This is a genomic window from Tessaracoccus sp. MC1679, from assembly GCF_014164775.1.
Classification (GTDB): Bacteria; Actinomycetota; Actinomycetes; order Propionibacteriales; family Propionibacteriaceae; genus Arachnia.
This window is the reverse complement of the sequence record NZ_JACJGB010000012.1, coordinates 40,110-64,492: the sequence shown is the minus strand read 5'-3', so window position 1 is coordinate 64,492 and position 24,383 is coordinate 40,110. Positions and strand designations below refer to the sequence as shown.

At 67.8% G+C, this 24,383-nt stretch carries 27 protein-coding genes and 1 pseudogene; 21 read left to right on the top strand and 7 right to left on the bottom strand.

The window, feature by feature from the left end:
- Positions 1-328: 328 nt before the first annotated feature.
- The 21 genes from H5398_RS16085 (at position 329) to H5398_RS15985 (ending at position 18,549) form a co-directional block, all read left to right on the top strand.
- Positions 329-661 carry a hypothetical protein gene (locus H5398_RS16085; protein WP_182800776.1) on the top strand — a complete coding sequence of 111 codons (333 nt, stop codon included), beginning with the start codon at positions 329-331 and terminating at the stop codon, positions 659-661.
- 14 nt (positions 662-675) lie between these two features.
- The gene (locus H5398_RS16080; RefSeq protein WP_182800775.1) at positions 676-1,149 is read left to right on the top strand and encodes a hypothetical protein; all 474 of its coding nucleotides are present in this window, start codon (positions 676-678) and stop codon (positions 1,147-1,149) included.
- A gap of 70 nt (positions 1,150-1,219) precedes the next feature.
- Positions 1,220-1,459, top strand: a complete 240-nt coding sequence (locus tag H5398_RS16075) for a hypothetical protein (protein WP_182800774.1) — start codon at positions 1,220-1,222, stop codon at positions 1,457-1,459.
- A gap of 189 nt (positions 1,460-1,648) precedes the next feature.
- Entirely contained in the window at positions 1,649-3,442 is a 1,794-nt protein-coding gene (locus H5398_RS16070; protein ID WP_182800773.1) for a hypothetical protein, read from the top strand.
- 483 nt (positions 3,443-3,925) lie between these two features.
- Entirely contained in the window at positions 3,926-4,687 is a 762-nt protein-coding gene (locus H5398_RS16065; protein ID WP_370586156.1) for a ParA family protein, read from the top strand.
- A gap of 209 nt (positions 4,688-4,896) precedes the next feature.
- Positions 4,897-5,085, top strand: coding sequence for a hypothetical protein (locus tag H5398_RS17575; RefSeq protein ID WP_255443813.1), 189 nt, complete (start codon positions 4,897-4,899; stop codon positions 5,083-5,085).
- Between the two features lie 175 nt (positions 5,086-5,260).
- Positions 5,261-5,596: a hypothetical protein gene (locus H5398_RS16055; RefSeq protein WP_182800771.1), complete on the top strand. Its 336-nt coding sequence runs from the start codon at positions 5,261-5,263 to the stop codon at positions 5,594-5,596.
- Positions 5,597-6,050: 454 nt separating this feature from the next.
- Positions 6,051-7,433 (top strand): hypothetical protein, encoded by a 1,383-nt coding sequence (locus H5398_RS16050; protein ID WP_182800770.1) that lies wholly within the window; start codon positions 6,051-6,053, stop codon positions 7,431-7,433.
- A 22-nt stretch (positions 7,434-7,455) separates the two neighbouring features.
- Positions 7,456-7,818 carry a helix-turn-helix transcriptional regulator gene (locus H5398_RS16045; protein WP_182800769.1) on the top strand — a complete coding sequence of 121 codons (363 nt, stop codon included), beginning with the start codon at positions 7,456-7,458 and terminating at the stop codon, positions 7,816-7,818.
- 89 nt (positions 7,819-7,907) lie between these two features.
- Complete coding sequence (locus H5398_RS16040; RefSeq protein WP_182800768.1) at positions 7,908-8,618, top strand: SAF domain-containing protein; 711 nt, start codon at positions 7,908-7,910, stop codon at positions 8,616-8,618.
- Positions 8,618-9,349: a hypothetical protein gene (locus tag H5398_RS16035; protein WP_182800767.1), complete on the top strand. Its 732-nt coding sequence runs from the start codon at positions 8,618-8,620 to the stop codon at positions 9,347-9,349. Before H5398_RS16040 ends, H5398_RS16035 begins: the two co-directional genes overlap by 1 nt.
- Positions 9,346-10,863, top strand: coding sequence for a CpaF family protein (locus H5398_RS16030; protein WP_220489597.1), 1,518 nt, complete (start codon positions 9,346-9,348; stop codon positions 10,861-10,863). Before H5398_RS16035 ends, H5398_RS16030 begins: the two co-directional genes overlap by 4 nt.
- The gene (locus H5398_RS16025; protein WP_182800766.1) at positions 10,860-11,747 is read left to right on the top strand and encodes a type II secretion system F family protein; all 888 of its coding nucleotides are present in this window, start codon (positions 10,860-10,862) and stop codon (positions 11,745-11,747) included. The genes H5398_RS16030 and H5398_RS16025 overlap by 4 nt, the downstream gene beginning before the upstream one ends.
- Positions 11,744-12,634 carry a type II secretion system F family protein gene (locus H5398_RS16020; RefSeq protein WP_182800765.1) on the top strand — a complete coding sequence of 297 codons (891 nt, stop codon included), beginning with the start codon at positions 11,744-11,746 and terminating at the stop codon, positions 12,632-12,634. Before H5398_RS16025 ends, H5398_RS16020 begins: the two co-directional genes overlap by 4 nt.
- A 22-nt stretch (positions 12,635-12,656) precedes the next feature.
- Complete coding sequence (locus H5398_RS16015; protein ID WP_182800764.1) at positions 12,657-12,833, top strand: hypothetical protein; 177 nt, start codon at positions 12,657-12,659, stop codon at positions 12,831-12,833.
- Positions 12,808-13,197 carry a TadE/TadG family type IV pilus assembly protein gene (locus tag H5398_RS16010; protein WP_182800763.1) on the top strand — a complete coding sequence of 130 codons (390 nt, stop codon included), beginning with the start codon at positions 12,808-12,810 and terminating at the stop codon, positions 13,195-13,197. Before H5398_RS16015 ends, H5398_RS16010 begins: the two co-directional genes overlap by 26 nt.
- A 13-nt stretch (positions 13,198-13,210) precedes the next feature.
- Positions 13,211-13,801, top strand: coding sequence for a hypothetical protein (locus H5398_RS16005; RefSeq protein WP_182800762.1), 591 nt, complete (start codon positions 13,211-13,213; stop codon positions 13,799-13,801).
- A gap of 92 nt (positions 13,802-13,893) precedes the next feature.
- Positions 13,894-14,718 carry a hypothetical protein gene (locus tag H5398_RS16000; protein WP_182800761.1) on the top strand — a complete coding sequence of 275 codons (825 nt, stop codon included), beginning with the start codon at positions 13,894-13,896 and terminating at the stop codon, positions 14,716-14,718.
- Positions 14,719-14,723: 5 nt separating this feature from the next.
- Positions 14,724-15,149, top strand: coding sequence for a TadE/TadG family type IV pilus assembly protein (locus H5398_RS15995; RefSeq protein WP_182800760.1), 426 nt, complete (start codon positions 14,724-14,726; stop codon positions 15,147-15,149).
- Complete coding sequence (locus tag H5398_RS15990; protein WP_182800759.1) at positions 15,146-15,604, top strand: hypothetical protein; 459 nt, start codon at positions 15,146-15,148, stop codon at positions 15,602-15,604. Before H5398_RS15995 ends, H5398_RS15990 begins: the two co-directional genes overlap by 4 nt.
- A complete protein-coding gene (locus H5398_RS15985; protein WP_182800758.1) occupies positions 15,601-18,549 on the top strand; it encodes a tetratricopeptide repeat protein in 2,949 nt (982 codons plus the stop codon). Before H5398_RS15990 ends, H5398_RS15985 begins: the two co-directional genes overlap by 4 nt.
- Before the next feature lie 123 nt (positions 18,550-18,672).
- On the opposite strand, the pseudogene H5398_RS15980 reads toward H5398_RS15985, so the two are convergent.
- The 7 genes and pseudogenes from H5398_RS15980 to H5398_RS15950 all read right to left on the bottom strand — a co-directional run.
- Positions 18,673-19,203, bottom strand: a pseudogene (locus H5398_RS15980) (ISL3 family transposase); the annotation flags it as partial.
- Positions 19,204-19,377: 174 nt separating this feature from the next.
- Complete coding sequence (locus H5398_RS15975) at positions 19,378-19,698, bottom strand: multidrug efflux SMR transporter (RefSeq protein ID WP_006947550.1); 321 nt, start codon at positions 19,696-19,698, stop codon at positions 19,378-19,380.
- Complete coding sequence (locus H5398_RS15970) at positions 19,698-20,045, bottom strand: multidrug efflux SMR transporter (RefSeq protein ID WP_006947560.1); 348 nt, start codon at positions 20,043-20,045, stop codon at positions 19,698-19,700. Before H5398_RS15970 ends, H5398_RS15975 begins: the two co-directional genes overlap by 1 nt.
- Positions 20,042-20,464, bottom strand: a complete 423-nt coding sequence (locus H5398_RS15965) for a TetR/AcrR family transcriptional regulator (protein WP_160126279.1) — start codon at positions 20,462-20,464, stop codon at positions 20,042-20,044. The genes H5398_RS15970 and H5398_RS15965 overlap by 4 nt, the downstream gene beginning before the upstream one ends.
- 993 nt (positions 20,465-21,457) lie before the next feature.
- Positions 21,458-22,060 carry a cadmium resistance transporter gene (locus H5398_RS15960; RefSeq protein WP_016997609.1) on the bottom strand — a complete coding sequence of 201 codons (603 nt, stop codon included), beginning with the start codon at positions 22,058-22,060 and terminating at the stop codon, positions 21,458-21,460.
- The gene (locus H5398_RS15955) at positions 22,057-22,416 is read right to left on the bottom strand and encodes a helix-turn-helix transcriptional regulator (protein ID WP_182800757.1); all 360 of its coding nucleotides are present in this window, start codon (positions 22,414-22,416) and stop codon (positions 22,057-22,059) included. The genes H5398_RS15960 and H5398_RS15955 overlap by 4 nt, the downstream gene beginning before the upstream one ends.
- A 163-nt stretch (positions 22,417-22,579) precedes the next feature.
- Positions 22,580-23,869 (bottom strand): hypothetical protein, encoded by a 1,290-nt coding sequence (locus H5398_RS15950; protein WP_182784850.1) that lies wholly within the window; start codon positions 23,867-23,869, stop codon positions 22,580-22,582.
- Positions 23,870-24,383 lie beyond the last annotated feature (514 nt).

The window sequence follows — 24,383 nt, the reverse complement described above, 5'->3', positions numbered from 1 at the left end:
GTTGCGAAGGGATGGTCCCCGCCCCCACCCGGGTCAAGCATCTAGTCCACCAATCGAAACGTTGCTCATGTGACTCAGGTGCCCATGATGGCATCAGAGAGCGCCACCCGCGGTCGGTGGGTGATGGCCACTCGAACTCGACGGGCCATCTCGAGCTCCTGCCAGACCCGCGATTCGTCTCGTGACGCGCAAGGCGGTGATGCCAACGCCAGTTGGCCTCCATGAACTCGACCGAAAGTGTCGTGACGCTGTGATGGTGTGGGGCTCGGGTTCCTCTGTATTCGATGGGGCCAGGAATCAGAGCCCCACGACGAGGAGGTATCGAGTGATGGCACAGAATCCACGTCTGGAAGCGCGCCGCCTGGTGCAGGAGCAGTTGCTGAGGCGCCGTGAGGAGGCTGCAGCGCGTGAGTCCAGGATCCGGGAGCATGCGCTGGTGGCGACCGCGGCCGCGGTGGAGCGGCAGCAGGTGTTGGAGGACACGGAGCGCCGGATCGGCCAGGCCCTGCACGCCCTGACCCAGGATTTGTCGGTTCCGGAGGCCGCGGCGTTGTGTGGGCTGGAGCTCCGGGAGGCCAACCGGCTCCGACGCCTGCAGCAACACCACCATCACGATGCGGCGGCCGCCCCCGAGCCAGCGTCCTTGGCGCCGGGCATCTAGCGGAGGGTGGGGTTGTGTCGGTGACGGCGGAGGATCTGGCTTCGGAGGTGCTGGTTGGCCGGTTCCGGGCGAAGCTGCGGGTGCTGCAGGGCAGTGACTGTGTGTGGTGGGCGGGGGCGATCAGCCGCAACGCTGGCCACGGCCGGTTCTGGCTGGGTCCTCGCCGCGCTGTGGTCGCACACAGATTCGCGTTCGCGCTGGCGGAAGGGTTCGAGGCGTTGGTGGGTGTGGAGGTGCTGGCGCATGAGTGCGACAACCCTTTGTGTCAGCGGGTCGGGCCAGGTCATGTGGTGGCGTCGACCAGGTCGCGGAACCAGACGGACTGGATCGCGCGGGGTGCGGTGTCGGCCGGCAACTACATCGGCCCGTCGTCCTCGTTCGACCGGAGCCTGGTGATGCGCAACCTGCTACAGCTCGATACAGGAGCCGCTGCGCGGCATCTGGCCTCACTCCCCCACCGCCACGGCGTCCAACTCCCGCTGTGGTAGACGAAAGTTCGTGCCGCGACACGCGCGAAGCCGCCGTTAATCTTAAGCGAATCACACTAGTGTGATTCGCATGAGTGCTCCTCGTCGCCCCCGGAAGTCCATGGTGAACCCGATCCAGTTTGGTGTGACCATCGAGACCGTCGCGAATGAGCGCCTGTCGGCGCTGGCGGCGGCTTCAGGCGCATCCAGGTCGCTGTTCGTGCAGCGACTCATTGAGAACGTGCCCCTCGACGCCAACGGCGTGCCCGTGTGGTGGCCGGCCGAGGAGTACCCCCACCGCATGGAGGAGACCCTGCCCATGACCGGGTAAACCCCCTGAAATGACAACGAGCCCCGTTGGCGCGGGGCTCGTACAAGTCATCAAGTTGTGAGGCTCGAGCTACCAACTCTTGCCGGAGGACTTTCCCTCGAAACCAAATCGTTAGGCCGGACCCGAGAGGAGGTCTTGTCGTTGAGTATAGACAGTGAAGTCGTTTCTGCCTACCCCCGTGGGGTCGGCGTGTCGCGTGTCGCGGCGTGGGACCTCGCGGTGGCGATCTCGCCGCGTGACTCGCTTCGGGTCCAGCTGCCTGACGCTACGGGCGGGTTCTCCTCGCAGTACATCGGCCGGGCGTCGATTGATGGGTCGGCGCCGGAGGCCCCGTGGGCTGTGCACCTGACCGACACCGACGGCTTGTTCCATCTGGTCGCGTTCGACCTGGACGGCAAGACCGAGGCCGCCGCGCGGCAGGCGGCCGCGGACCGGGACAGGATCACCGGCTGGCTGGATCAGGTGGGCATCGAGTACCTAGTGTGCGCCTCTGGCGGCATCGGCCATGGGTGGCACATCTGGGTGGCCCTGTATGACGGGGTGCTCGCCGAGGTGGTGTGGGCGGTCACGGATCGGGTGAAGGTGGCCTGCCCGACCCTGGACCGGGCCCCGCTGGGGAACCTGGTCACCGGCTGCGTCCGCCCCCCAGGCGCCCCCCACGCCTCCGGCGGTACCTCCCGGATCGTGGCCGGTGACGCGCAGGTCCTGACCCGTGCCTCGACCACCGCTGACGATCTCCACCGGCTGGCGGACCTGGTCGCCGAAGACGTCGCCGCACTCCCGGCACTGACTCGCCTCGACGACGACGTCGTGGCAGGGCTCCCCCGCGACTCCCATGGCCACCCCTACTTGGCCGGGGCCCTCCGTCCCCTGCCGGCCGCGGTGTCGGCCGCGGTCGGGCAGTACCCCGTCGACGCCTCCTCCCATCTGTTCACGATCCTGCTGTCCATGGCACGTGCCCGCCGCCGCTTCGACGACGTGATCGCCCTGGTGCACTCCCCCGGCCTGGAACACGTCCGCACCCTGCGCGATCCACACACCGGCCATCGCACCCCCCGCCCCACCGCCGGCCCCCACTCCCCGATCGCCACCCTGATCCGGCAATGGCGCCGCGCGGTCGCCGTCGTGGCCACCACCGGCGACCGCCACGGCTCCGACCACACGTTCCTGGCCCGCGCCGAGGCACTCGCCCTCGACGTGGAGGGCAGGCAGCAGCGCGCCGACGCCTCCCCCACTCGCTGGAGCGGCACCCACGGCGCCACAGACCGCCGCGTCCTCGACGCCCTCCACCTGATCGCCCTCGACGCCGTCACCCCCGACGTCGACGCCTCCATCCGCCACCTCGCACTCCGCACCGGGATCTCCCGTGAGAACACCCGCCTGGCGCTCCACCGGCTCCGAGGAGACGGCTGGATCCAACTCGTCATCCCCGCCGCCGGCACCCAAGCCGCCACCTGGACCATCGACCCCAAACGAGATATCCACAGCACCCTGGAGTCTCTTCGGTCACAAGCGGTCCCACCGCGCACCCCGCCCCCGGCCACAGGCACCACCCGCGACCGCCTCCGCACCACCCTCACCGCCCGCCAGGAGGCGGTCCGACACGACCTGTTCACGCGACGGGGGCTCGGCGTCGAAGTAGGAAACACCTACGCCCGCCGGGACGACACTCCCCCACCCCAAGCCGAGGCGCTCCAGGACCTCGCCGACGCCGGCCTCCTGAATCCCCACGCCGACCTCGACGCCCTTGCCCAAGCCCGAGGCGTCCACGGAACCCTCGCCAGACGCGAAATCACCTACAGCGTCGAACAAGCGATGTGGCGCTGGTGGATCGTGGAACTCCAACGCACCAGAGAACGACACCGCCATCAACCCGCGCTCGGCGACAAGGGTCCCTGGAGCCAATGGGGCAAATACCCGAGACGACCCGACGGTCGAGCCACCTTCAGGCAAGCACGCCTCCAGCTGCTCCTCGCAGCCTGACCACCAACCACACCCATGCACCCCCCACTCTCCCACCCACCCCTCCGCCGACGAGCCGGACTCGGCCACAGCCCTCGAAGGCAAGCGGTGCGAAGCACCGCGCGGCAGCACAAAGTGGCAGTGGGACTGTCGTGGTCGCGCGAGCCCCAGTCGCGGCTGAATACCGCTATCAGAGTTACTGCCGGTGGTAGCGGCGTACCTAACAGGCGCTTACCGTCACCGCCACTAGTACTCACAACGGCGATAGCACTATTGCTGTCATGAGTACTAGTAGTGGTAGCGGTAATGTGTGCTTGACCCAGCGACGGGTGGTGAGGCTCTAGTGGGAGCGGCACTACCCGCATTGGTACTAGTACTGATGCGGTGGGGATTCCCCGGCGTGTCGCGGGTCTCTAGCTGGGGATTGCCAGCAATACTGGCAGTAACCCTATGGGCGGTAGTAACGGCGATGGAAAGGTGGCTTGCATGTCACATGCTCGAGTCGTGGCGGTCGTGAATCAGAAGGGTGGGGTCGGCAAGACGACGACCGTGTTCCACCTTGCGCGTGCGGCGGCTCGCCGGGGCCGCCGGATCTTGGTGATCGATCTGGACCCGCAGGCGAACTCGACGGCTGCGTTGGCGGAGGTAGAGCCGGACCAAGTAGGCATCGCAGATGTTCTGAAGCGGCCGCCGGAGGTCCTGGCGGATGTTCTTGTCGAGGGGCCGTGGGGGATCGACGTTGCGCCATCATCGGGTGAGCCGCTGGCGTGGGTCCGTGATCAGCTTGTGGGGGAGACGATCGGGCGGGAACGGCGACTAGCGACTGCCCTGGCGTCTCTTTCGGAGTACGACCTAGTCCTTATCGACTGTGCGCCGGCTGTCGACCAATTGACCATCAACGCGTTGGTCGCGGCCCAGCTGGCGCTGATCGTGACTGAGGCGAAGCTGTTCTCGGCGAACGGATTGGGCTCGTTGCTCAACACGATCCATGGGGTGAGGACGAACTACCACGCCGGTCTGCGGATCGCAGGAATCGTGGTCAACCGTTTAGAGCAGCAGACTGTCAGCAGCGCGCATTGGCTCAAGGAGATCGACGCGCTTGCCGCTGAGCTCGGCGTTGAGGTGTACAGCCCCAAGGTGCCGAAGCGTGTGGCTATCGCGGACAGCGTTGAGGCTGGAATCGGCCTCGACGAGTGGGGTGGTGTGGACGATTTGGCTGCGATCTACGACGGATACCTGGACAACCTGGAGAGGGCATTGGCATGAGAGACAGACCACAACCCAAGAAGTCGACAATCGCGGGTCGATCGCCCATCCCTGTGGAGGAGCCGGTCCTTGAGAAGGTCACCGCCGAGGCTGCGCCGGAGAGAAGTGTGGCCCAGCCGCCCGAGTTGGTCCCCGCGGTCGTCGTTCAACCTCTGCCGGCGGCGCCAGCGAAGCCAGGGGAGCCGCGTTACCCGAAAGTGTCGATTTACATGGACCCCGAGCGGGCGGATCGAGTTCGTGCGGCCTACATGCACACCATGTCGCACCTCGGCACGCAGAGTTTCTCGAGCTTCATGGGCCGTGCCGTGATGGCTTACGTCGAGCAGCTGGAGAAGCAGTTCAACGATGGGGTGCCGTTCCCCCAGGTCCAGGGTCGGATGCCCCTCATCCGAGACTGACCGTTCACCGAAGCAGACTGCCGCTATCACCGCTAATGACGGTGATAGCGGCAGTTTTGCCTTCCCAGGGTTGGTTCCGCTGAAGAGGGACTTCGTCGGGGTTCTACGAATCGAGGACAGGCGGGGCAATGGGATCGGGCCTCGTGCTGTGGATAGTGGGAAGTGAGGCGCGACCTTGACGAACAAGAAGGCAAACACACTGAAGGAGGACGTAGTGATCGAAGGTTCGTATGAGGTGTTTGCGCTGGTTGATGAGGCCAGTCACCTGATGATGTACGACGACACGGTTCCTGGTTTCACAGCCTTGGACATCGTTGCCTGCCAGGTGATGGCGTCTGATCTGGCGCATGGTGCTGAGGAGGTGACGCTCGAGCTGCCGGCATCGGTGGGAGAGTGCATTGACCAGGCAGCTCGTAGGGCTGCGGACTGGGATCCGGCCCAGCTGACCACCGAGGCGCTTCGGCTAGTGCTGCTCCTTTCCGATGTTCGTCACACCCTGGTCAAGGGCTGAAGTGGCCAGGTTTGAGCGAGCAGTTCGGGCCGCCGCTGCGGTCCTGAATGGGGGCAGTGTGTCGCTGAACACTTGGGCGCACACCGTCAGCCAGTGCGATGAGCTCCTCGGTGGGGCTGATCCGGCGATCCGACGCGCCGCTGGGGTCCGCTCGCTGGTGGTTGTAGAACCCTTGCAGCTTCGACGCACCGCTTTGCGGGAGGTGGGTCTAGATGTACTACCGGGCACGCCGCCTAATCAGCGTGAACGCCAGGAGTTGCGCGCGGTTGCGCTGTATGTCACTCGTGCTGCCTCCCGCCAGGCGGAGGGTGCGTCCAAGCTCGTGCTGGCAGGGGTGGAGCGCAGTCTGCTTGAGGCGACTCCTCCGATCAGGACCTTCGAGGCCGGGCTGAATGAATGGCGACTGACTCTCGCGTCGACAATCGACACGATTGACCCGAGTGCGGCTTTGGTCGTGAGTCGTACCCAGTACTCGCTGCTCAGCGCCGGGGCGACTGCGATGAAGGGCTTGGAGGTCGCCGACGGTGTTGGCCACGAACGCCTCCTGGTGGCGCTGGAAGCAAGTCGCATGCAGTGGCTCCGGGCGTACGAGGTGTGGAAAGAGATGCTGCCGCGTCAGACAGCCCCGACGGACGACCTCGGTAAGGCCATGCTGGCGCTCCAGCTGACAGCCACTCAGTCCAGCGAGGCCGACAAGCTTCGCGGCCTTCTGGCTACTGGGTTTGGTGGGAATCTGGCGGCCGCGTTGGCGGTGACGCCTGCTGATATGCGGGCTGAGTCTGATCTGGTGGCTGCTGCGGTGACGTTGGAGCAGCGCAGTGATCTGGCCGCCGTAGTCCAGCCTCGTCGGGTCAGTGACCCACAACCGCCTGTGAGGCCGCCGATGGGGCCGAGCGTGGGCCCGGCGGTGCAGTTCACCGCGGACACGAGTCCGACGCAGCGGGTGGCAGAGCCGAGGAGTGCGCTGCTGGACCCGGAGAGGCCGAGGATCGAGGATCACGCAGCTCTGGTCGAGCTCGCGGGACAGCGGGACGCTGGGGTGATCGCCGCGGCGGCCAGGTCAGGTGACCCCGAGGCCCAGGTCCTGACAGCGGACGCGTCGCCGAGCGAGCTGGATGCGCTGGTGGACCGGGGCCGGCTGGCGCGGGCAGCGATCGCAGCCTCAGGTGTGGCGGCCGCGAAGCATTGGAGCCGCAGGATTCCTCCAGAACTGAGCCACGCGCGCCAGGAGTTCGTCGCGGAGGCGTCGCTGCGGATGGCGGAGATCGTGGACCGGTGGGACCAGCATCGGGCGTCGTGGGGGTGGTTCGCGTATCAGGAGGCCGGCTACGAGTTCTGGGACCACAACCGCCGTCGGGCACGGGCACGTGAGGTGGTCAGTGACCGGATCGGGGACTTCGCCGACGAGCAGGATCGCATCGTGGGTCCGGTCCCTGTCTCGCCCGAGGAGAGGGTGCTGCTCGGGGAGGGGCGCGAGCTGGTGGCGCAGTTGGTTGAGGGGCTGCCCGGTCGGCTGAGTGAAGTGATGGCGGGTCGTCTGGGGCTGGCTGGTCAGCCTAAGACGTTGGCTGCGGTGGGGGAGGAGACGGGATCGTCGGTGTCGACTACCCACCGGGATGAACGCGAGGGGACCCGGCTTCTTGCCGCCCGCTACCTCGACGGGCAGGAGGATCAGCCCTCGTCGACATCGACATCGACGTCGGTGGCGCGGGGTCCGGTGACGTTGCGGCTCCTGGCGCAGGTGCTGCAGTCGGGGCAGAGCGCGGGGTCGGTGGCGGTGAGGCCGGAGCATCGGGGTGGTCGGCCCGCCCCTGGTGTGCGGGGGGTGTCGCGGTGAGGCAGGCCCCTATCCTGTGGGCATGTCAGTGGCAGAGCGGCTCCGTGAGGCGAGGCTGGCCGCGGGTCTCACGCAGGCGCAGCTGGCCCAGCGGGTTGGTGTCGCGGACGGCACCCGGGTCGCGGCGTGGGAGCACGGCCGCTCGACGCCGCATCCGGCGACCTGGGCCACGATCTGTTCACTGCTTGGGATCGAGCTGGAGGAGGCGGGGGTGGTGACCCTGCGGTCTCTTAGACTGCGCCGGGGCTTGACTCCTGACGACGTGGCTGCGGAGCTGGGGGTGGCTGCTGGCACGGTGCGACGGTGGGAGTCGGGGGCTCACCAGCCGCGGGCCAAGCACGCGCAGCGGCTGGCCGAGCTCTACGGAGTCCACACCCTCCCCTGAAGTGACCAAAAGTCACTAGTTATACAGATACGTTGCGGGTAGGTTCACGCTATGGGACCAGTGTGCCCGGGTTGATAGAGAGTGTGACCATGACTATGGCTCCAACAGGAGACGAACCAACCGCCGCGAGGCCGCCGATTGTGGCGGCGCCCGCGGCTCGGACGCAGCGTCGGCCGCTGTTCGCGGTGTTAGCGGGGTTGCTGATCCTGCTCGGTGCGGCCGGGGGAGCGTTGGTGTTCTGGTCGACCGGCTCCACCGTCGAGGCGGTCGCCGCCCGTGTCCCCGTGGCTCGCGGTGAGGTGATGACGGCCGAGATGTTCACCACCGTCGCGATCGCCCCCAACCAGCAACTCGCCTACCTCCAGGCCGACGAGTTGCCTGCCCTGTTGGGGAAACGTGCCGCCCACGATGTCGCGGCCGGCTCCCTCGTCGGCCCGACCGCCGGGGTCGAGGTCATGGTGCCGGCGACGGGCCGCACGGTGGTGGGGTTGTCGTTGCCGCCTGGTGCGGAGCCGGCGGTTCCGTTGCAGGTCGGGGACCGGGTGCGGGTGATCCTGACCGAGCCGGCCTACGCCTGCGCGGCGGGGGAGTCCGGCGCCATCGACACCCCTGACGGCGCCTCGACGGCGCAGTGCACCGTCAACGTGGTGATTCCCGCCGCAGTGGTGGCTACCGCCCGCGACGAGGCTTCTGGCCAGGTCTCGGTGTCGGTGGACGTCGCGGAAGCTGATGCGCCGCGGACTGCGGCGGCGGCGGCGTTGGGTCGTGCGGCGCTGGTCCTCGACAGCCGGGACACCTGATGGCTGTCTACGCGCTGACTTCTGCCTCGGGTTCGCCGGGGGTGACCACGACCGCGTTGGGTTTGGCTCTTGAGTGGCCGAACCAGGTGCTGCTGGTCGACGCCGACCCGGTCGGCGGGTCGGCGATCCTGGCTGGCTTCTATCGCGGCACCGTGGCTCATCCCGGCACCCTGGTCGAGCTCTGGTCGGCTCACCGCCAGGGCGCGCTCGAGGCCGCGGTGCGGGAGTTGGCGTTGCGGCTGTCGGAGACGGCCTCCCTGATCCCCGGCCCCGCGGGCGCGGCGCAGGCCGGCGGCCTGGCGGATCTGTGGCCGGCGCTGGCCGCGCAGCTGCGGGTGCTGTCTCAGCTTGGCGTCGACGTCCTGATCGATCTGGGCCGCCTCGGCCACACGCACTTCGCCACCCCCCTGGCCCGGGCCGCCGACGAGCTCCTGCTGGTCATGCGTAGCGATCTGCCGTCGGTCGCGGCCGTCTCAGCCGCAGAGGTTCCCTCGGATGCCCCGGTCCGCGGGCTGCTGATCGGCCCGAACCGGCCCTACACCGCCCACGCCGTCGCGTCGGTGATCAAACGCGAGGTCAGCGTGTCGTTGCCGTGGGCGCCGGAGGAGGCCGCCGTCCTCAGCCACGGCCAGCCGGAGCCGAAGCGTGGCCTCAAGCTCCGCAAGGCGCTGCGGCAGGCCGCCGAGGAGCTCCACACCACATCCATCACCGCCCTGGGGGTTTCCGCATGAGCGACGCACTGCAGGCCGCCGAGATCGACCCCGGCACCCTGGCACTGTTCACCCAACCTGCCCCGCCGGCGGGCCGGACCCGCGGCAGCTTCCGCATGCTCACCACCGACGAGCCACGCCGCCAAGCCCAGCCGCCCGACGCGCAGCCGGAGCTGGTGCGGCCGGTGCTCGCCCCACGGGTCCAGCGTCGCCTGGCGGGGGAGATCGACTGGGATCTGGTCGACACGCTACGCGAACGGGTATCGGCGGAACTGTCGGAGCGCGACCCTGACCCCTCGACGCGCGAGGACGTGGGGCGGGAGATCATCGCGGCGGTGTTGGAGGAGGAGTCCCGCGCCTCCACCGTCCGCGGACAGCTGACCTGGACCCTCGACCACCAGGACCAGCTCGCGCAGGCTTTGTTCGACGCGGTGTTCCGGCTCGGCCGGCTCCAGCCGTACCTCGACGACGAGGCGGTGGAGAATGTGATCATCTCCGGCTTCGACAACGTGCTGGTGGAGAACAGCGACGGCGAGCTGGTCCCCGCGCCGCCGGTGGCGTCGAGCGATGAGCAGCTGATCGAGTACCTGACGTTCATGGCCGCCCATCAGCCGAAGCCGCGGGAGTTCTCCGAGGCGGCGACGAAGTTGCACTTGGCGTTGCCGGGCCGGGCCCGCTTGTTTGCGTCGGCGTGGGTGACGTCTCGGCCGACGGTGATCATCCGCCGCAACCGCCTCATCGACGCAGGCCTCCACGAACTCGTCGCCCTCGGATCCCTCTCATCCGTTGCCGCGTCGTTCTTGTCTGCGGTGGTGCAGGCCCGCATGTCGCTGGTGGTCTCCGGCGACCAGGGAACCGGGAAGACCACGATGCTGCGCGCGTTGGCGCACGAGCTGCCGGCGCATGTGCAGATCGGCACGATCGAGACCGAGTACGAGCTGTACTTGAAGGACACCGGGGATCATCAGGTGGTCCACGAGTGGCAGGCCAACCCCGGCTCCGGGGAGATCGGCCTCAACGGTCGCCGCGCCGGCGAGTACACCGTCCGCGAGGCCCTCGAGGACTCACTGCGGGCGAACTTGTCGTACACGATCGTGGGGGAGGTCCGCGGCTCGGAGATCGTGACCATGTTCAAGTGCATGCAGTCCGGGTCCGGCTCCATGTCCACCACCCACGCCCGCACCGCCGAGGGCGCGATCCGCAAGCTCGTGACCTGCGCGACGCAGGAAGGTGCCAACATCACCCGCGAGTACGCGCTCAACGTGATCGCCGAGGACATCGACGTGATCGTCCAACTCCAGGTCGAATCCGTCCAGCACCCCGACGGCACCTGGCGGAAACGCCGCTGGGTGTCCGAGATCATCGCCGTCGAACCCGGCGAGGACGCCAAGGGCTACGCCACCACCACCATCTTCGCCGCCGAACCGGGCACCCACCGCGCCACCGCCCAGATCCTGCCACCACGGTTCCGGATGCTCGAGCGGTTCGGGTTCGACCTGGCCGGCTTCAACGCCGAACGGGGGACCCGCCCATGACCGTCCTGGCTGCCCTGTCGGGTGCGCTGATCGTCGCCGGCATCCTCGGCCTCATCTACGCACTCACCCCCCACCCCGTCACCCCCGCGAAGACACCCCGCATCCGCCGGCGCCGCCGGCTGTCGAAGGTCCGGGTCGTCGCCCTCGCCGGGCTGGCCGCCGGCGCCCTGACCGCGGTCGTCACCGGGTGGCTCGTCGCCCTGGTCATCGCACCAGCCGCCTCGGTGATGATCTACAAGATGGTCACCGGGAGGGCGACGAACCGCATCGAGCGGCTCAACGCGCTGGCGGACTTCGCCCGCGCCCTCGGCGGCGTCCTGACCGTCGGCCGCGGCCTGGAGCAGGCGATCCTGCACGCCGCCCGCTCCGCCCCGGCCGCACTGGCCCCCGAAATCGGCAGATTGGCGGCACGGGTCCGCGCGAACGTCGCCACCGCCACCGCGCTCCGCCTGTTTGCCGATGAGTTGGATGATGCGACCGGGGACCTGTTCGCCGCCACCCTGATCCTCGCCGCGGAACGCCGCGGCCCCGGCGTGGCCTCCGCGATGCAGGGGCTCGCGGAATCGATCGACGAGGACGTGAAGGCACGCCGCCAGGTCGAAACCGAGCAGCAGAAGGCCCGCACCGCCGCCCGCATGATCACCATCATCTCCGCGCTGCTCCTTGGAGGGCTGTTCCTGGCCGGCAGCTACGTCGAGCCCTACCGCACCCCGCTGGGGCAGGTCCTGTTGACCGTGTTCATGTCCCTGTACCTGCTCGCCTTGGTGTGGATGGGGCGCATCTCCGCCGCCAAGCCGCTGCCCCGGTTCATCGGCGCCGGCGTCACCGGACAGCCCGCCACAGCCGATACCGCTGTCGCCGGGAAGCAGGGGGGTGTGCGATGACCGCGCTGCAGCTGGCCATGCTCTCGGGCGCCACGATCACCGCCGGCCTGGTCATGCTGGTCGCCGGCCTGGTGCCGGCCCCGACCCATCTGAAGGACGCCATCGGCCGCCTCCAACCCCGCATCACCCTCGACACCCTGAGCACGGGGGAGAAGGCCGATTCGGAGGTTCGCCTGGGCCGCTGGGCTGAACGACACCTCCCCGCGGTCATCTGGGGCGCAGCACCGGAGAAGGATCTCGCCCTCCTGGGCCGCACGAAGGCCGCGTTCTACGGCTCCAAACTGATCTCCGGCATCCTCGGCCTCCTGGTCGTGCCCGTGATCAGTGTGGCAACGATGTTGCTCGGCCTCCCGATCCCGATCGCGGTGCCCGTCCTCGGCTCGATCGGGTTCGCGGCCATCATGTGGTTCCTGCCCAACAACGAACTCCGCGACCAAGCCGCCAAAGCCCGCGAAGAATTCTCCTACGCCCTGGTCGCGTTCGTGGAAATGGTGGCCCTCGAGCGGCTCTCCGGCGCCACCGTCCCCGAAGCCCTGCTCCGCGCCGCCGACACCGGCGACTCGTGGGTGTTCCAACGCCTGGCCACCGTGCTGCGCCGCACCCAATACACCGGCCAGAACCCGTGGGACGCGCTGGCGGACATGGGCCACCACTACGACCTGCCCGATCTGGTCGACCTGGCCGACATCATGCGCCTGGCCGGCGCAGACGGCACCCGCATCTACTCCTCACTGCGGGCCCGCGGCGCCGCCATGCGCAACGCCACCCTCAACCAGCAGATCAGCCGTGCCAACGCCGACGGGGAACGCATCGCCATCCCCGTCACCCTGCTCGTCCTCGTCCTGGCGATCACCCTGGTCGTCCCCGCCGTCCTCCGCATGATCTAACAACCGAAAGGAACCCACTTCGATGCTTGCTCTCTACAGCTACCTCACCGCCACCCTCCACACGCGTGTCCGAGTGCGGGATGAGCGGGGTCTGTCCCAGTCCACCGAGAACGCGATCCTCCTCGCCGGGGCGGTCGGGATCGCCGTCCTGATCATCTCCGCGATCACCGCATATGTGCAGGCCAACCTCCCCTCCTGACCAGGACCAACGGGGCCTCAGCTCCTCCGTCCTGGCCACCATCCTCTTCCCGCTCGTCCTCAGCGCCCTGTGGCTGACCATGCAGTGGGCCATGCTCACCTGGGCACACGCCACAGCCCAGGCAGCAGCACAAGACGGAGCCAGAGCAGCCGCAGCCCTCAACGCCACCGGAACACACGGTCAGGCCACAGCCACCCGAGCCGCCGACAACGGATCCATCGACAACCTCCACGTCACCGCCCAACGCGCCGCCCGACTCACCACAGTCACCATCACCGGCACAGCCCTACAAGTCATCCCCGGCTTCCCCGTCACCATCCAGGTCACGGCCACCTCACCCACCCAACGACTCACCCCATCCTGACGGAGACGAAGAGATGACGATCAAACGACTCGCACCCGCAGCACTGGCCGCACTACTCCTGCTCGGAGCCTGCACCCCCGAGCCGACGGAGACGCCGTCACCGACGGCCAGCACACCGGCCGCGACACCCTCGATCACGCCGTCACCGAGCCCGTCCCCCAGCGCCTCACCGTCGCCCACCAGCACCCTGTCCCCCGAACAAGAAGCCGCCCAAGCGGCAGCGGTGGAGTACTTCCGCGCCCTCAACGCGGTCCGGAGCGACCTGGAGGCTGACTTTCAGCAGGTGGCCGACATCACAACAGGGACGCACACTTCGGCAGAGTCGCAGGTCATCGGTGAGTACCGCAGTAAGGGGATCGTCCAAGTCGGCGAGCGCACGTACACCTACAAGGGGGTGGGTCCGGTGGTGGAGGCCGGAGGCGTCAAGTCCGTGGAAGTCCGCGTGTGTAGCGACAGCACCAGCAGCGACATGGTCGACGCTGAGGGCAACTCGGTCCTCGACCCTGCCCGCCTGCGCTTCGTCGACTTCAGGCTCGACGTAGTCCAGGTCGGCAACAGCTGGCGGATCAACGGAGGACAGAGTGAGGCGGTCGAATCGTGCTGAGACGAGTCCTACCGGTATTGGTCGTCCTCGGAACCCTCCTCGTCGGGGCATCAGTTCGGCCAGCCTCTGCAGAAGGCTCCGGCGGCGCCTTCTTGAACGAAGACACGATCGTGGTGTCGGTGAATGTGCCCGGCTCGTCGGGGGGTGGTGGCCGCGGGCAGGGGAGTGCTGGCGGTGGCGGTTCGGCTCCGTCGGGCTGCTTCACCGGTAGCGGGTCGGAGTTGCCCTGCATCCAGTGGGGCCTGGCCTGGCGGCCCGACCTGCAGTGCTACGCCCGCGTCAAGCCCTACCAGCCGCCACTGACCGACCCAGTCTGGGAGGGCAACACGACCGGGACGATCATCGAGTGCCGGACCGGCACTGAGGGTGGGTGGAGCAACACGTGGGACTTGTGGGCGGCTGCGGCGCAGTTGGCTGCTCCGCCGGATCCCGCGGAGCTCGCCAGGCGGGCGGTGGAGCGGATGCAGCTCGAAGCGATCCGGATGGGCACCTTCCCCGAACAAGCCGAACGCGCACCCCGCGACCTCGGCTACGTCGGCTGGAATGCGTGGATGTGGGTCGCCAACCCGACCCCGTCGACGTGGGGGCCCATCACCAAGTCCGTGTCGGAGGCCGGCTACACCGTCACCGCCACCGGCCAGGTCGACAAGGTCGTGTGGGACATGGGCGACGGCACCACCATCACCTGCGGCCAAGGCAAGCCCTGGCGCTCCATCTGGGTCCACAACGAACCATCGCCAGATTGTGGCCACATGTACGAGAGGGATGGCGAGTACACGATCACCGCCACCTCCCACTGGGTGGTCAACTGGTCCGGCATCGGACAGAGCGGCACCATCACCACGCAGCTGTCCGACACCGCCACCCTGCGGATCGCCGAAGTCCAGGTCGTCAACGTCGTCACCCCCGAAAGCTGACGACGATGAGGCGTGATGGGCAGCGGGGGATGATGGTGGCCGTCGAAACCGCCATCATCCTGCCCGTCCTGCTCGGCATGGTCGGCCTGCTGGTCGTGCTGGCCACCGGAGCATTGGCGCAGATGACGGTGAACTCCGCCGCCTCCCAGGCCGCCCGCGCCGCCTCCCTCGAACGCGACACCGCAACCGCCACCGCCACCGCACGCCAGGTGGCCGCCTCCACCTTGACCGAGTCCGGCACCACCTGCCGCACCTCCAACGTCGCCGTGAACGCCGCAGGCCTCCGCGCCCCCCTCGGGACGCCGGCCACGGTGTCGGTGACCGTGACCTGCACCGTCGACCTCCAGGTCGGCCTCCCCGGCTTCCCCTCCACCCGCACCCTCACCGCCACGAGATCCTCGCCGGTCGACACCTACCGGAGCCGACGATGAACCCCCGTCACGCGCTGACCCGCCCCGGTCGGGGTTCTTCCGGGCATGGGAAGAAGCGTGGGGAGCGGGGAATGGTGTCGGTGTGGGTGTCGGTCGCGATGGTGGCGTTCATCGTGACCATCGGCATCGGGATCGATTTCGCCGGCCACGCCGGCGCCGCCCAGCACGCGCGCGCCGTCGCCGACGAAGCAGCACGTGCCGGCGGACAACACCTGACCCTCGACTCCGGCCGGGCCCGCCCCGATGTGCACACCGCCATCGCGGCCGCCAACACCTACGTCGCCGCCTCCCCCTACACCGGCACCACCACGATCAGCGGCGGCGACACCATCACCGTCACCGTCACCGGGACCTACGACTGCCAGTTCCTCTCCATCATCGGCATCACCACCCTGCGCGTCACGGAGACCGGAACGGCGACCGTGAAATCCGTCCTCGGAGGAACCGAACAATGACCCGCACCCTCCGCAGCATCGCCGCCATCCTCGCCATCGCCGGGATCGTCGCCGGCGCCCCCTGGCTGCTGATCCAACTCGGACAACTCCCCGGCTTCCTTCCCTCCCTCGACCGCCTCGCGGGGATGCTGCTGGCCCCCGACTCCGGCCGCTTCCTGTTGGTCCTGGTCTGGGCCGCCGCGTGGGTGCTGTGGGCCTGGCTCACCATCCTCATCCTCATTGAGACGGTGGCGTTGCTGCGCGGGGTGAAAGCGCCGCGGCTGCCGGCCGCGTCGATGCCGCAAGGCCTGGCCCGGGCACTGGTCGTCGCGGCCGCCGCCGCCTTCATCGCCACACCCCTCAACGCCGGCGCAACCCAACCAGAGATCCCCCCAGCCGCCGTCCCGGCGGCCGCTGCAATGCCGGGGGCGGTGGCGCTGCCCAGCCAGGACCCCCGCCCCGAACCACCCACCGCACCAGCTCCAGTAGTGGAGTCGGTGGTCGTCGACGAGGGCGACACCCTGTGGGATCTCGCCGAGGAGCACCTCGGCGACCCTGGTCGCTGGCCCGAGCTCTACGACGCCAACAAAGGCACCCCACAGCCCACCGGGCACGTCCTGCAGGACCCCGACCAGATCGATGTCGGCTGGACCCTCACCCTCCCCGGCCAAGCCCGAGCCTCGGAAGTCGAACCGGCACCCCAGACCCAGACGCAGCCGGAGACTCCTCGCCGCGAAGCCGTCACCGCACTGCTCCCCGCCGAAGACACCGCCCCCGTCGAGACGCCGGCCGCCGCCACCCCGTCGACAGCACCTTCAGTCACGCCCTCCGCCACGCCGTCCGCCGCCGCGCCGTCCGCTGCCGCGCCCACGGCGATCTCCTCCGCGGCTCCGGCGACGCTGACCCCGCTCCGCGCGGAAGCCACCGCCGTGGACATCGCCGAGGACTCCGACAGGGTTGATGCGCCGATGTATGCGTGGGAGGTCGCCGGGCTCCTCGGCGCCGGCACGTTCCTCGGCGTCGGCATCTCCACCCTGCTCGGCGCGCGACGCAAGGAGCAGTTCCGCACCCGCCGCCCCGGCCGGATGATCGCCACCCCCGACCCGGTGGTGGCCCCCATCGAACAGACCGCACAGCTCGCCACCAGCCTCTCCGGCCGCCTGGTGGCCCGCCTCGACCAGGTGCTGCGCCGCCTCGACCCCCACACCACCCTCACCGCAGCCGTCGTCGCCCGCGACGCCACCATCGTTTTGCATACCCCCGACCAGCTCCCCACACCATGGATCCACGACCGTGACGGGTGGCGGCTGCCCAACACCCTGTCGGTCGAGACGGTCGGCGACCTGGTGCCGGATCGTCCATGCCCCTGGCCGCTGCTGGTCACCATCGGCGCCGACACCGCCGACCGGGTCGTGCTCCTCAACCTCGAACACGCCGCCTTGGTCACGGTATCCGGGGATCCGGTGATGAGCGCCGACTTCACCCGCTACCTCGCCGCCGAACTCGCCATCAACCCCTGGTCCGACGGCGTCCGGATCGCCTGCGCTGGCCCCGCCACCCAAGTCATCGGCATGTCCCCCGAACGCCTCGACGCCACCCTCAACGAAATCCTCACCATCACCACCACCAACGCCACACGCGCCGCAGACAACTCGGTGCTGGCCTCTGCTGGGCGGGCCGGCCAGGTCGGCGACGAAACCTGGGCCGCGGCCGCCGTCATCGCCGGCCAGCCGTCGGAGGATCTCGAGCAGCTCGCCGCGCTCATCGCGAACCACCCCCACCAGACCGGGGTCGCCCTCCTCACCCTCACCCCGAGTGGAGGAGACCTGGCGCTAACACCAGCCGGACGCATCCGCGGCTACGGGTTCGAGCTCACCGCCGTCGGGCTCACCGAAGACGAAGCAGCCGGCTGCGCCGACCTCCTCGCCGCCGCCACCCACGGCGACACCCCACCAGCTCCAGCCGACGAGCTGACCGACGTCACCGGCAACCTACTGCCCGAACACCGCGCCGACCGCAACAACGACGACATCGACACGGTCGAGTCGCTGCTCCCCGAACCCGACCACGCCTACATCGAGACCGCCGCTGTCACCGCCGACGACCTCATCACCCTCACCCCCCGGGTGCCGGAACCGGTCGCCGAGACGCTGCAGGACCGGGATCCGGACCTCGACGCGCAGGTGCGGGCCTGGTTCTCCCCGCGCTGCCCCTACCCCCGCCTGTCCCTCCTCGGCCCCGTCACAGCCCGCTGCCACGGCAAGCCGCTGACCAAGCAGAAGGCCTACTTCACCGAAGCCCTGGCCTACCTCGCCCTCCACCCGCACGGCGTGACCGGCGACCAGGTCGCCGCAGCCCTCGGCATCACCATCGAACGAGCCCGCACCGTCATCTCCACCCTGCGCCTATGGCTCGGCACCAACCCCGCCACCGGAACCCCCCACCTCCCCGACGCGAAAAGCTCCCCCCAAGCCAGAGCCAGGGGAGTGGGCCTCTACCTCGTCGACGACCTCCTCGTCGACGCCGACCTGTTCCGCCGCCTCCGAGCCAGCGGCCTCGCCCGCGGCCGAGACGGCATCGCAGACCTCGAAACCGCGCTCCAGCTCGTAACCGGCCGACCGTTCGACCAGCTCCGCCCCGCCGGCTGGACCTGGCTCATCGACGGAGACCGCGTCGACCACCACATGATCTGCGCAGTCACCGACGTCGCCCACATCCTCGTCACCGGTCACCTCCAGGCTGGTGACCTCGACGCCGCGAAACACGCCGCCACCATCGCCCTCACAGCCGACCCCGACTCCGAAACCGCACGCCTCGACCTGGCCGGGATCATGATCCACGACGGTCACACCACCTCCGCCCGCCAGATCGTCGCTGACGCCCTCGGCGACGACGCCGACCTCGACCTCACACCCAGAGCCACCGACATCCTCCTCAACGGCAAGAACTGGCTCAAGACCGGATAGCTGATGTCGACGATCGGGAGACCCCAGGCGTTCCCCCAGGACAGGCTGCCGTCAGCTTCACTTGGCCGCTACGACGGCCAACCAATGCAGGTCTCCCACCTCCATCCGATACAACAGCGCCTCGTGGCGCACGACGTGCTCATCGACGCCGATGACCCTCACGCCGTCGAAGCGGGCCGGGTCGTCGATGAGAACACGTCGGCCTTCAGCAAGCACGGCGTCGTTGGCGGTGTCCCAGGCGACGTCGAGTCCCTCGGCGATCCGGGTGACGGTGAGGTGCTGCACGACCAGCGCTTCGAGCGCCCACCGCAGCCCACGGCGCGAGAGCTTCGACCGCGGCTCGGCCGCACGGGTGGTGTCTTGGCGCCACACGTGCCCGCAGCCGGTGCAGCGGTAGCGACGCACCGCGACCTCCAACACCGTCGGTCGCCACCCCAGCGGCTCGTGCGCGAGCCGACGGATCACGGTGTCCCGAGCAGCGCCTTCGGCGCCGCAGCGTCGACACCACTCGTCCGGGGTCAGGACTCTGCAGGCGAGCACCGCGCGGTCGGGCTCGAGGCGCTGGCCGGTCACGACGAGGTCGAGTTCGTCGAGTCGGCAGAACGTTGTCAGGTCCGGGCGAGCGAAGCGGGCCCGAGCGGTAGCGACAGGCAACGACGTCAGACCTCCGGATGTCAGGCGTGGAACGTCATCTTCCGAAGACCTCGACCACGATCTAGCCACCGTCGCGCCGGAGTCGCTTCGATCAACGAGTACACCTCATCAGAAGCCCGTTGCCAAGGCCTTGCTCCGTTGTGAGCGACGACGTCGTGGGGATGGGGATCTCAGTCAGTGCAGGGCGCCGAGCTCGACGAGAAGAACGCCGGCGATGATGAGTGCGATGCCGCCCATCATGAGCGCGGTGAGCGGCTCCTTGAAGAGGGCTTTGGACGCGACGGCCGTTAGGGCAACTCCGGACGCTGCCCAGATGCCGTAAGCGACACCGAGGCCCAGGCCCTCATTAAGGGCGAGGGTGAGAAACGCGAAGGCCAGGAGGTAGCCGCCGGCGACGGCGGCGTAGTAGGCGCGGACGCCAGTAGCTGCCATGCGCAGCGAGAGGGTAGCGCTGACCTCGGCAATGATGGCTCCGAGGAGGAACAGGTAAGCCATCAGGTGGCTTCTTCGAGGTTCTTGACCGCGTGCTGGGAGCCGAGTTCGACGGTGAGGACGCCGGCAATGATGAGGACGATGCCGACGCCCATGAGTGCGGTGAGGGTTTCATCGAAGATCAGCGACGACATCACGGCGGTGGTGGCGACACCGAGGGCGCCCCAAATGCCGTAGGCGACGCCCAGCGCCATGCCCTGACGCAGAACGAGGGCGAGGAGAATGAACGAGGCGATGTAGCCAGCCGCGACGAGCACGTACAGTCCGGGTCGATCGAGTGCTCCCTTCAGCGACAGCGAACCGGTGACCTCGCTGAGGATGGCCCCCGCGAGCAGTAGCCACTTGGTCATGAGTTCTCCTGGATGAGGTGGTGTGCGAGTGCTCGAATGGCGTCGGTGTCCTCGTCGGATAGGGCGATGCCGTTGCCGGCGGTGTTGAGCCAGATGCCGTCGGCCAAGAGTCGGACGCCGTGGAGGCGGGCCCGCTGGTCGGCCGGAAGGGTCTCGGGGACGTCGACCCAGGCCCCCATGCGGCTGTTCCATCGCTCGGTGAGCGGCTCGCGCAGGCGGGGGTCGGTGAACATGACCAGGTCGCCGTAGTCGAACGGCCCGTCGCAAGCCCAGTCAACGTAGGCGGCGAGGCGTTCGCTGATCGTGGGTACGTTTGGGTTGGTGGTAGCCAGGCGGGCGGCCAGATCCCGCTCGTAGCCGTCGAGGAGGTGGTCGATGACGGCGGTCATCAGTGCTTCCTTGGTTGGGAAGTGGTACATCAGGCCAGCCTTAGTGATTCCTGCAGCGCGAGCTGCGGACACCAGGGAGACAGAGGCGCCAGTGCGGGCCCACGCAAGAGTGCTGGCGAGAACGCCGCCTCGCGCCGACGGTCGGTGGGCAGGTGCACTAGTACTCATATCGACAACTCTACCTACCGGTAGGGTAAGTAACAAACTCATGGTGAGCTGGGCCTCCCGAGCTGAGCGTCAGCATGCTAAGAGCGTGACCGCCCGGCACCTACGACGCCCCGGCCAAGGCGATCAACGGATGACTCGAACACCTCTGTGACTTCCGCGCGTGGGTTCCGAAACCTCATCAACTATCGCTAGGCCACTACTCAAAGCCGGCGACTTCCAGACCGCGACTACACCCTCGATTGGGATGAGCCACTTTGGGCATGGTTTCTCATCGAGAGTTCAGTACATGAGTCCGCGACGGAGGCTCCGGGCCAATCGTGAACGGTGGCGTGCGCAGCAAGTCATGCGTGACTATCGACGACGCACGGCCGCTGACCTTGCCGGAGTCTTGGCCTTGTTCGGCCACTGTGCAGTCCCTGGCAATGCTTGGACAGCGGCAGAGGTGGCCCACCGTTTTGCGCGGGATGGGGCTGAGGCTGCTAGCGCGGCGGAGCCGGCCATGCGTTTGTGCTCGGGTTGCCCGGTGATCGAGGAATGTCGGCAGTGGGCGTCAATCGACCGTTACACGGGTTTGGCCGCGGGTAGTTCGTGGGTGCGCGGATCCGAGTATGACGCGGCGACGACCATCAACAATTCGCGGCCGCGAGTCTCCGCTTGATCCACTGTCTGGCGGCCAGTGCGTCTGCTGCGTCGATCATCTCTCGGCTTTGGAGACTGGACCGAAGCGCGTTCCAGAGTTCGCGGATGCCCATGGCTCTGCACCATGTGGCACGCAGGACTGGCTGCAGGTAGGTGTCGCGGTCTGAACCGAGAGGGGTGCGCCCGGTCGGGGCCGTTTGGATCGCTGCCGCTACGTCAGAGTCCGAAGGCTCCGCCGCTGACGAGGATCACGATGCCGAGGCCGATGAGAACGATGGGGAAGAGGATGTGCTCCCAGCGTTCGAGCACTTCGGCGATCGGGGGGCGGGTGGCGACGAACTTTGCCAGGGCCACCAGGACCGCGACGAGCGCGAGGAAGACGATGCAGTAGGCGACTACTGCGAGAGGTTCCACGCTGAGGAAGACAGGGGTGTAGACGCCGATGTTGTCGCCGCCGTTGGCAAGGGTGACGCCTGCGACTGTCCACACGCCGACCTTCTTGCCGGCAACCTTGGCCTCGTCGTCATCGTCGTCATCGTCTCCGCGCCAGGCTTGCCATGCGGCCCAGAGGCCGAGGCCCAGAGGGATGAGACCGAAGTACGGGATGGCTGCCGAGGGCAGGAATGCTCCGGCACCGATGGTCACCAGGACCGCGGCACCGAGGATGCCGGCGAATCCGAGGTACTGGCCGGCCAGAATGCGGGCGGTAGTGCCGCGCTGGCCTGCCCCTCGCGCGAAGAAGAGGGAGAGCACGATGATGTCGTCGATGTTGGTCGCTGCGAACAGGCCCATCGCCTGCAAGACCGAGGTGAGGATCATGCGCCCTCCCCAGCTGCGTCGCATCCGGGAAGCGAGCAGGCGGGATCGATGCACGGGGCGTCTTCGTCCACTGTCAGGGTGGCATCGACCAGTGCCGTCAGCGCCTGCGCCAGGTGCGAATCGGCGATCTCATATCGTGTCCGACGACCCTCGGGCTCGGAGACGACGATCCCGCAATCGCGCAGGCATGCCAGGTGGTTGGACACGTTCGGGCGTGTCAGGTCCAGATCTCGGGCCAGTTCCGCCGGGTAAGCGGGATGGTCGAGCAGGGTCAAGATGATCCGGGATCGAGTGGGGTCGGCCAGTGCACGACCCAGGCGGTTCATCACGTCGAGACGCGAAGCAATAGTCAGCATGGACTGAACTATACAGCGCGCACTGAACACTCGGTCACAGGCGTCAGCCGCTGAGGGCGGCCGCCCTACTTTGTACGAATCGCGGGCCAGCACCCCGATTCACAAACTGGTACGCGGGAAGTCGTACAAACTGCAGTGCATCTCGACAGAAGTCCCTGATCGGTCATGGTGTTTCCTTCTGCTCGACAGATGGCCAGGCTCCGTGCGGGGCCGGGCCTCTTGGGCGAGTAACGAGTGGATCTCCCGTCCCGCCCTGCGCGTCGTCGCCGACCCTTGCAGCTTGAGCGACGCCAGTAGCGCCACGTGCTGCTGACACTCGTGAGTCGAGGACTCGAGTTGTCAGCTCGACTGTGGCGAGGTACCACCAGAAGATCCAGTCCAGGAACACGGGGTCGTAGTCAGAGCGTTGGCGAGCATCCTTGTGACGGATGGAGAACTTGTTGGCGATCTCGAACAGAGCGGACTCATCCTTCGTGACCAGCACGTCTTTGAGCAGCGCCCGCCGTTCCTCAAGTACACCTGCAAGGGCCCGATTGGCGGACGTCTTGTCCTGCACTGTGGCACCTCGCGATCGGTAGAGAGCGATGGCGTGCAAGACATCGTCGCGAGGTTCGCGTGCTGGGTCGGTCATCTTCTCGATCAGTTCGTGACGTGCGGGATCGAGGACATGGACGAGACGGCCGCGATCCTCCCCAGCCTCAGCGAGGTAGAGGTCTGCTGCCGAGTCTTCAAGGAGCCTGTTGACGCGCCACCTGTAGACCTCCTGACCTCGTGAACCCGAGTAGTCACCGTGATGCCAGCCACAACCTCCGAAGGGGTGCATCCACCTGGCACGAGGGGCAGACACAAGATCGTGAAGAACCTCGATCAGATCGAACAGCAGCGTCGGGTCCTTGCGGCATAGCTCCGGATCGATGGGCCACAAACCAGGGCGGGACAGCTTCAGCGCGATTGCATCAGCGGGGTCGACGGCTGTGGGATCGTCTGGGCAATCCTTCCCCATCGTCTCCTCAAAGTAGCCAAGGTCTTCAAGCTCGCTGAACAGACTCACGAACAGCCCTGCCGCTGACTCGATAGACCTCGCAGCCGTCCTTGTCGAGACCGCATGGCGTTGGGAGAAGTACGGTCTTGCTGTGGTGGTGATAGTGGGCAACGTGTCTACCCTGCTGAGTAGCTGCTGCAGCCAGCGCTGCTGATCAGTCAGTCGTGGCGCGGCCGAAACCATCGACCGGCCCCAGGGATCGGCTGGCTCTGGTTGATGAGCTCGGAAGTCGTCCACAGCACGCCGGCTCACGAAGGCCTGCTCCAGCAGCAGCTCACAGCGTTCTCCCCAGTCCTTGACGGTGCGATGGTTGAGTTCTCGGGAGAGCTCCCTCTTCAAGAGCGTGGGGGGCCACCGCAGCGTGTAGTCCTCATCCTGACGCTGTGCAGGGCTGACCTTGGAGACGCTCATCTGTGATCTGCCGCTAGTGAGAGAGACCTCCTCGAGGTCAGCGTGGAACGACTCCGGGAGCCCCGGAGGGAAACCGAGAACGGCCGCAGGCGGCGGGGACACGGCGCTGCCCAATCAGCGGAGAGGTCGTCGGTGATCGGGCGAAGGCTCGGAAGGGCTCGGCTGGACACCTAGCCATTGTGCCGGAGCACTCCGACACCAATCGAGGCCGGTGTGACTACTAAGCCCGGTGTATCTGCACTGGTCGGCCCAGTCCGCCGACCGGTGCAGTACCGGGTCAGTCGCGCACTCCGGGTGCTCCACGAGGCAGCCACCCGCACCGAAGCCGCCCAACCGCACAGCCCACACAGCTACCCCCGCGTAGGCCGTGGCCGCAGCTCCGAACCACGAGGAAAGTCCTAGGCCGTCGGTTACGCGCTGGCTGATGCTGGTCCGGGTTCTAAGAGGGCAGGACCAGCAAAGGCAAGAGAGAAGGGGTGACCGTGGCATGTTGGATGAGGAGACGCAGCAGCTG

Coding starts and splice junctions, on each gene's coding strand:
- H5398_RS16035 (WP_182800767.1), top strand. CDS start 8,618: ATGGCTGTCTACGCGCTGACTTCTGCCTCGGGTTCGCCGGGGGTGACC.
- H5398_RS16020 (WP_182800765.1), top strand. CDS start 11,744: ATGACCGCGCTGCAGCTGGCCATGCTCTCGGGCGCCACGATCACCGCC.
- H5398_RS16005 (WP_182800762.1), top strand. CDS start 13,211: ATGACGATCAAACGACTCGCACCCGCAGCACTGGCCGCACTACTCCTG.
- H5398_RS16075 (WP_182800774.1), top strand. CDS start 1,220: ATGAGTGCTCCTCGTCGCCCCCGGAAGTCCATGGTGAACCCGATCCAG.
- H5398_RS15970 (WP_006947560.1), bottom strand. CDS start 20,045: ATGACCAAGTGGCTACTGCTCGCGGGGGCCATCCTCAGCGAGGTCACC.
- H5398_RS15955 (WP_182800757.1), bottom strand. CDS start 22,416: ATGCTGACTATTGCTTCGCGTCTCGACGTGATGAACCGCCTGGGTCGT.
- H5398_RS16040 (WP_182800768.1), top strand. CDS start 7,908: ATGACTATGGCTCCAACAGGAGACGAACCAACCGCCGCGAGGCCGCCG.
- H5398_RS15950 (WP_182784850.1), bottom strand. CDS start 23,869: ATGAGCGTCTCCAAGGTCAGCCCTGCACAGCGTCAGGATGAGGACTAC.
- H5398_RS16015 (WP_182800764.1), top strand. CDS start 12,657: ATGCTTGCTCTCTACAGCTACCTCACCGCCACCCTCCACACGCGTGTC.
- H5398_RS15975 (WP_006947550.1), bottom strand. CDS start 19,698: ATGGCTTACCTGTTCCTCCTCGGAGCCATCATTGCCGAGGTCAGCGCT.
- H5398_RS16030 (WP_220489597.1), top strand. CDS start 9,346: ATGAGCGACGCACTGCAGGCCGCCGAGATCGACCCCGGCACCCTGGCA.
- H5398_RS15965 (WP_160126279.1), bottom strand. CDS start 20,464: ATGTACCACTTCCCAACCAAGGAAGCACTGATGACCGCCGTCATCGAC.
- H5398_RS15990 (WP_182800759.1), top strand. CDS start 15,146: ATGAACCCCCGTCACGCGCTGACCCGCCCCGGTCGGGGTTCTTCCGGG.
- H5398_RS15985 (WP_182800758.1), top strand. CDS start 15,601: ATGACCCGCACCCTCCGCAGCATCGCCGCCATCCTCGCCATCGCCGGG.
- H5398_RS15995 (WP_182800760.1), top strand. CDS start 14,724: ATGAGGCGTGATGGGCAGCGGGGGATGATGGTGGCCGTCGAAACCGCC.
- H5398_RS16045 (WP_182800769.1), top strand. CDS start 7,456: ATGTCAGTGGCAGAGCGGCTCCGTGAGGCGAGGCTGGCCGCGGGTCTC.
- H5398_RS16010 (WP_182800763.1), top strand. CDS start 12,808: ATGTGCAGGCCAACCTCCCCTCCTGACCAGGACCAACGGGGCCTCAGC.
- H5398_RS16025 (WP_182800766.1), top strand. CDS start 10,860: ATGACCGTCCTGGCTGCCCTGTCGGGTGCGCTGATCGTCGCCGGCATC.
- H5398_RS17575 (WP_255443813.1), top strand. CDS start 4,897: ATGGACCCCGAGCGGGCGGATCGAGTTCGTGCGGCCTACATGCACACC.
- H5398_RS15960 (WP_016997609.1), bottom strand. CDS start 22,060: ATGATCCTCACCTCGGTCTTGCAGGCGATGGGCCTGTTCGCAGCGACC.
- H5398_RS16085 (WP_182800776.1), top strand. CDS start 329: ATGGCACAGAATCCACGTCTGGAAGCGCGCCGCCTGGTGCAGGAGCAG.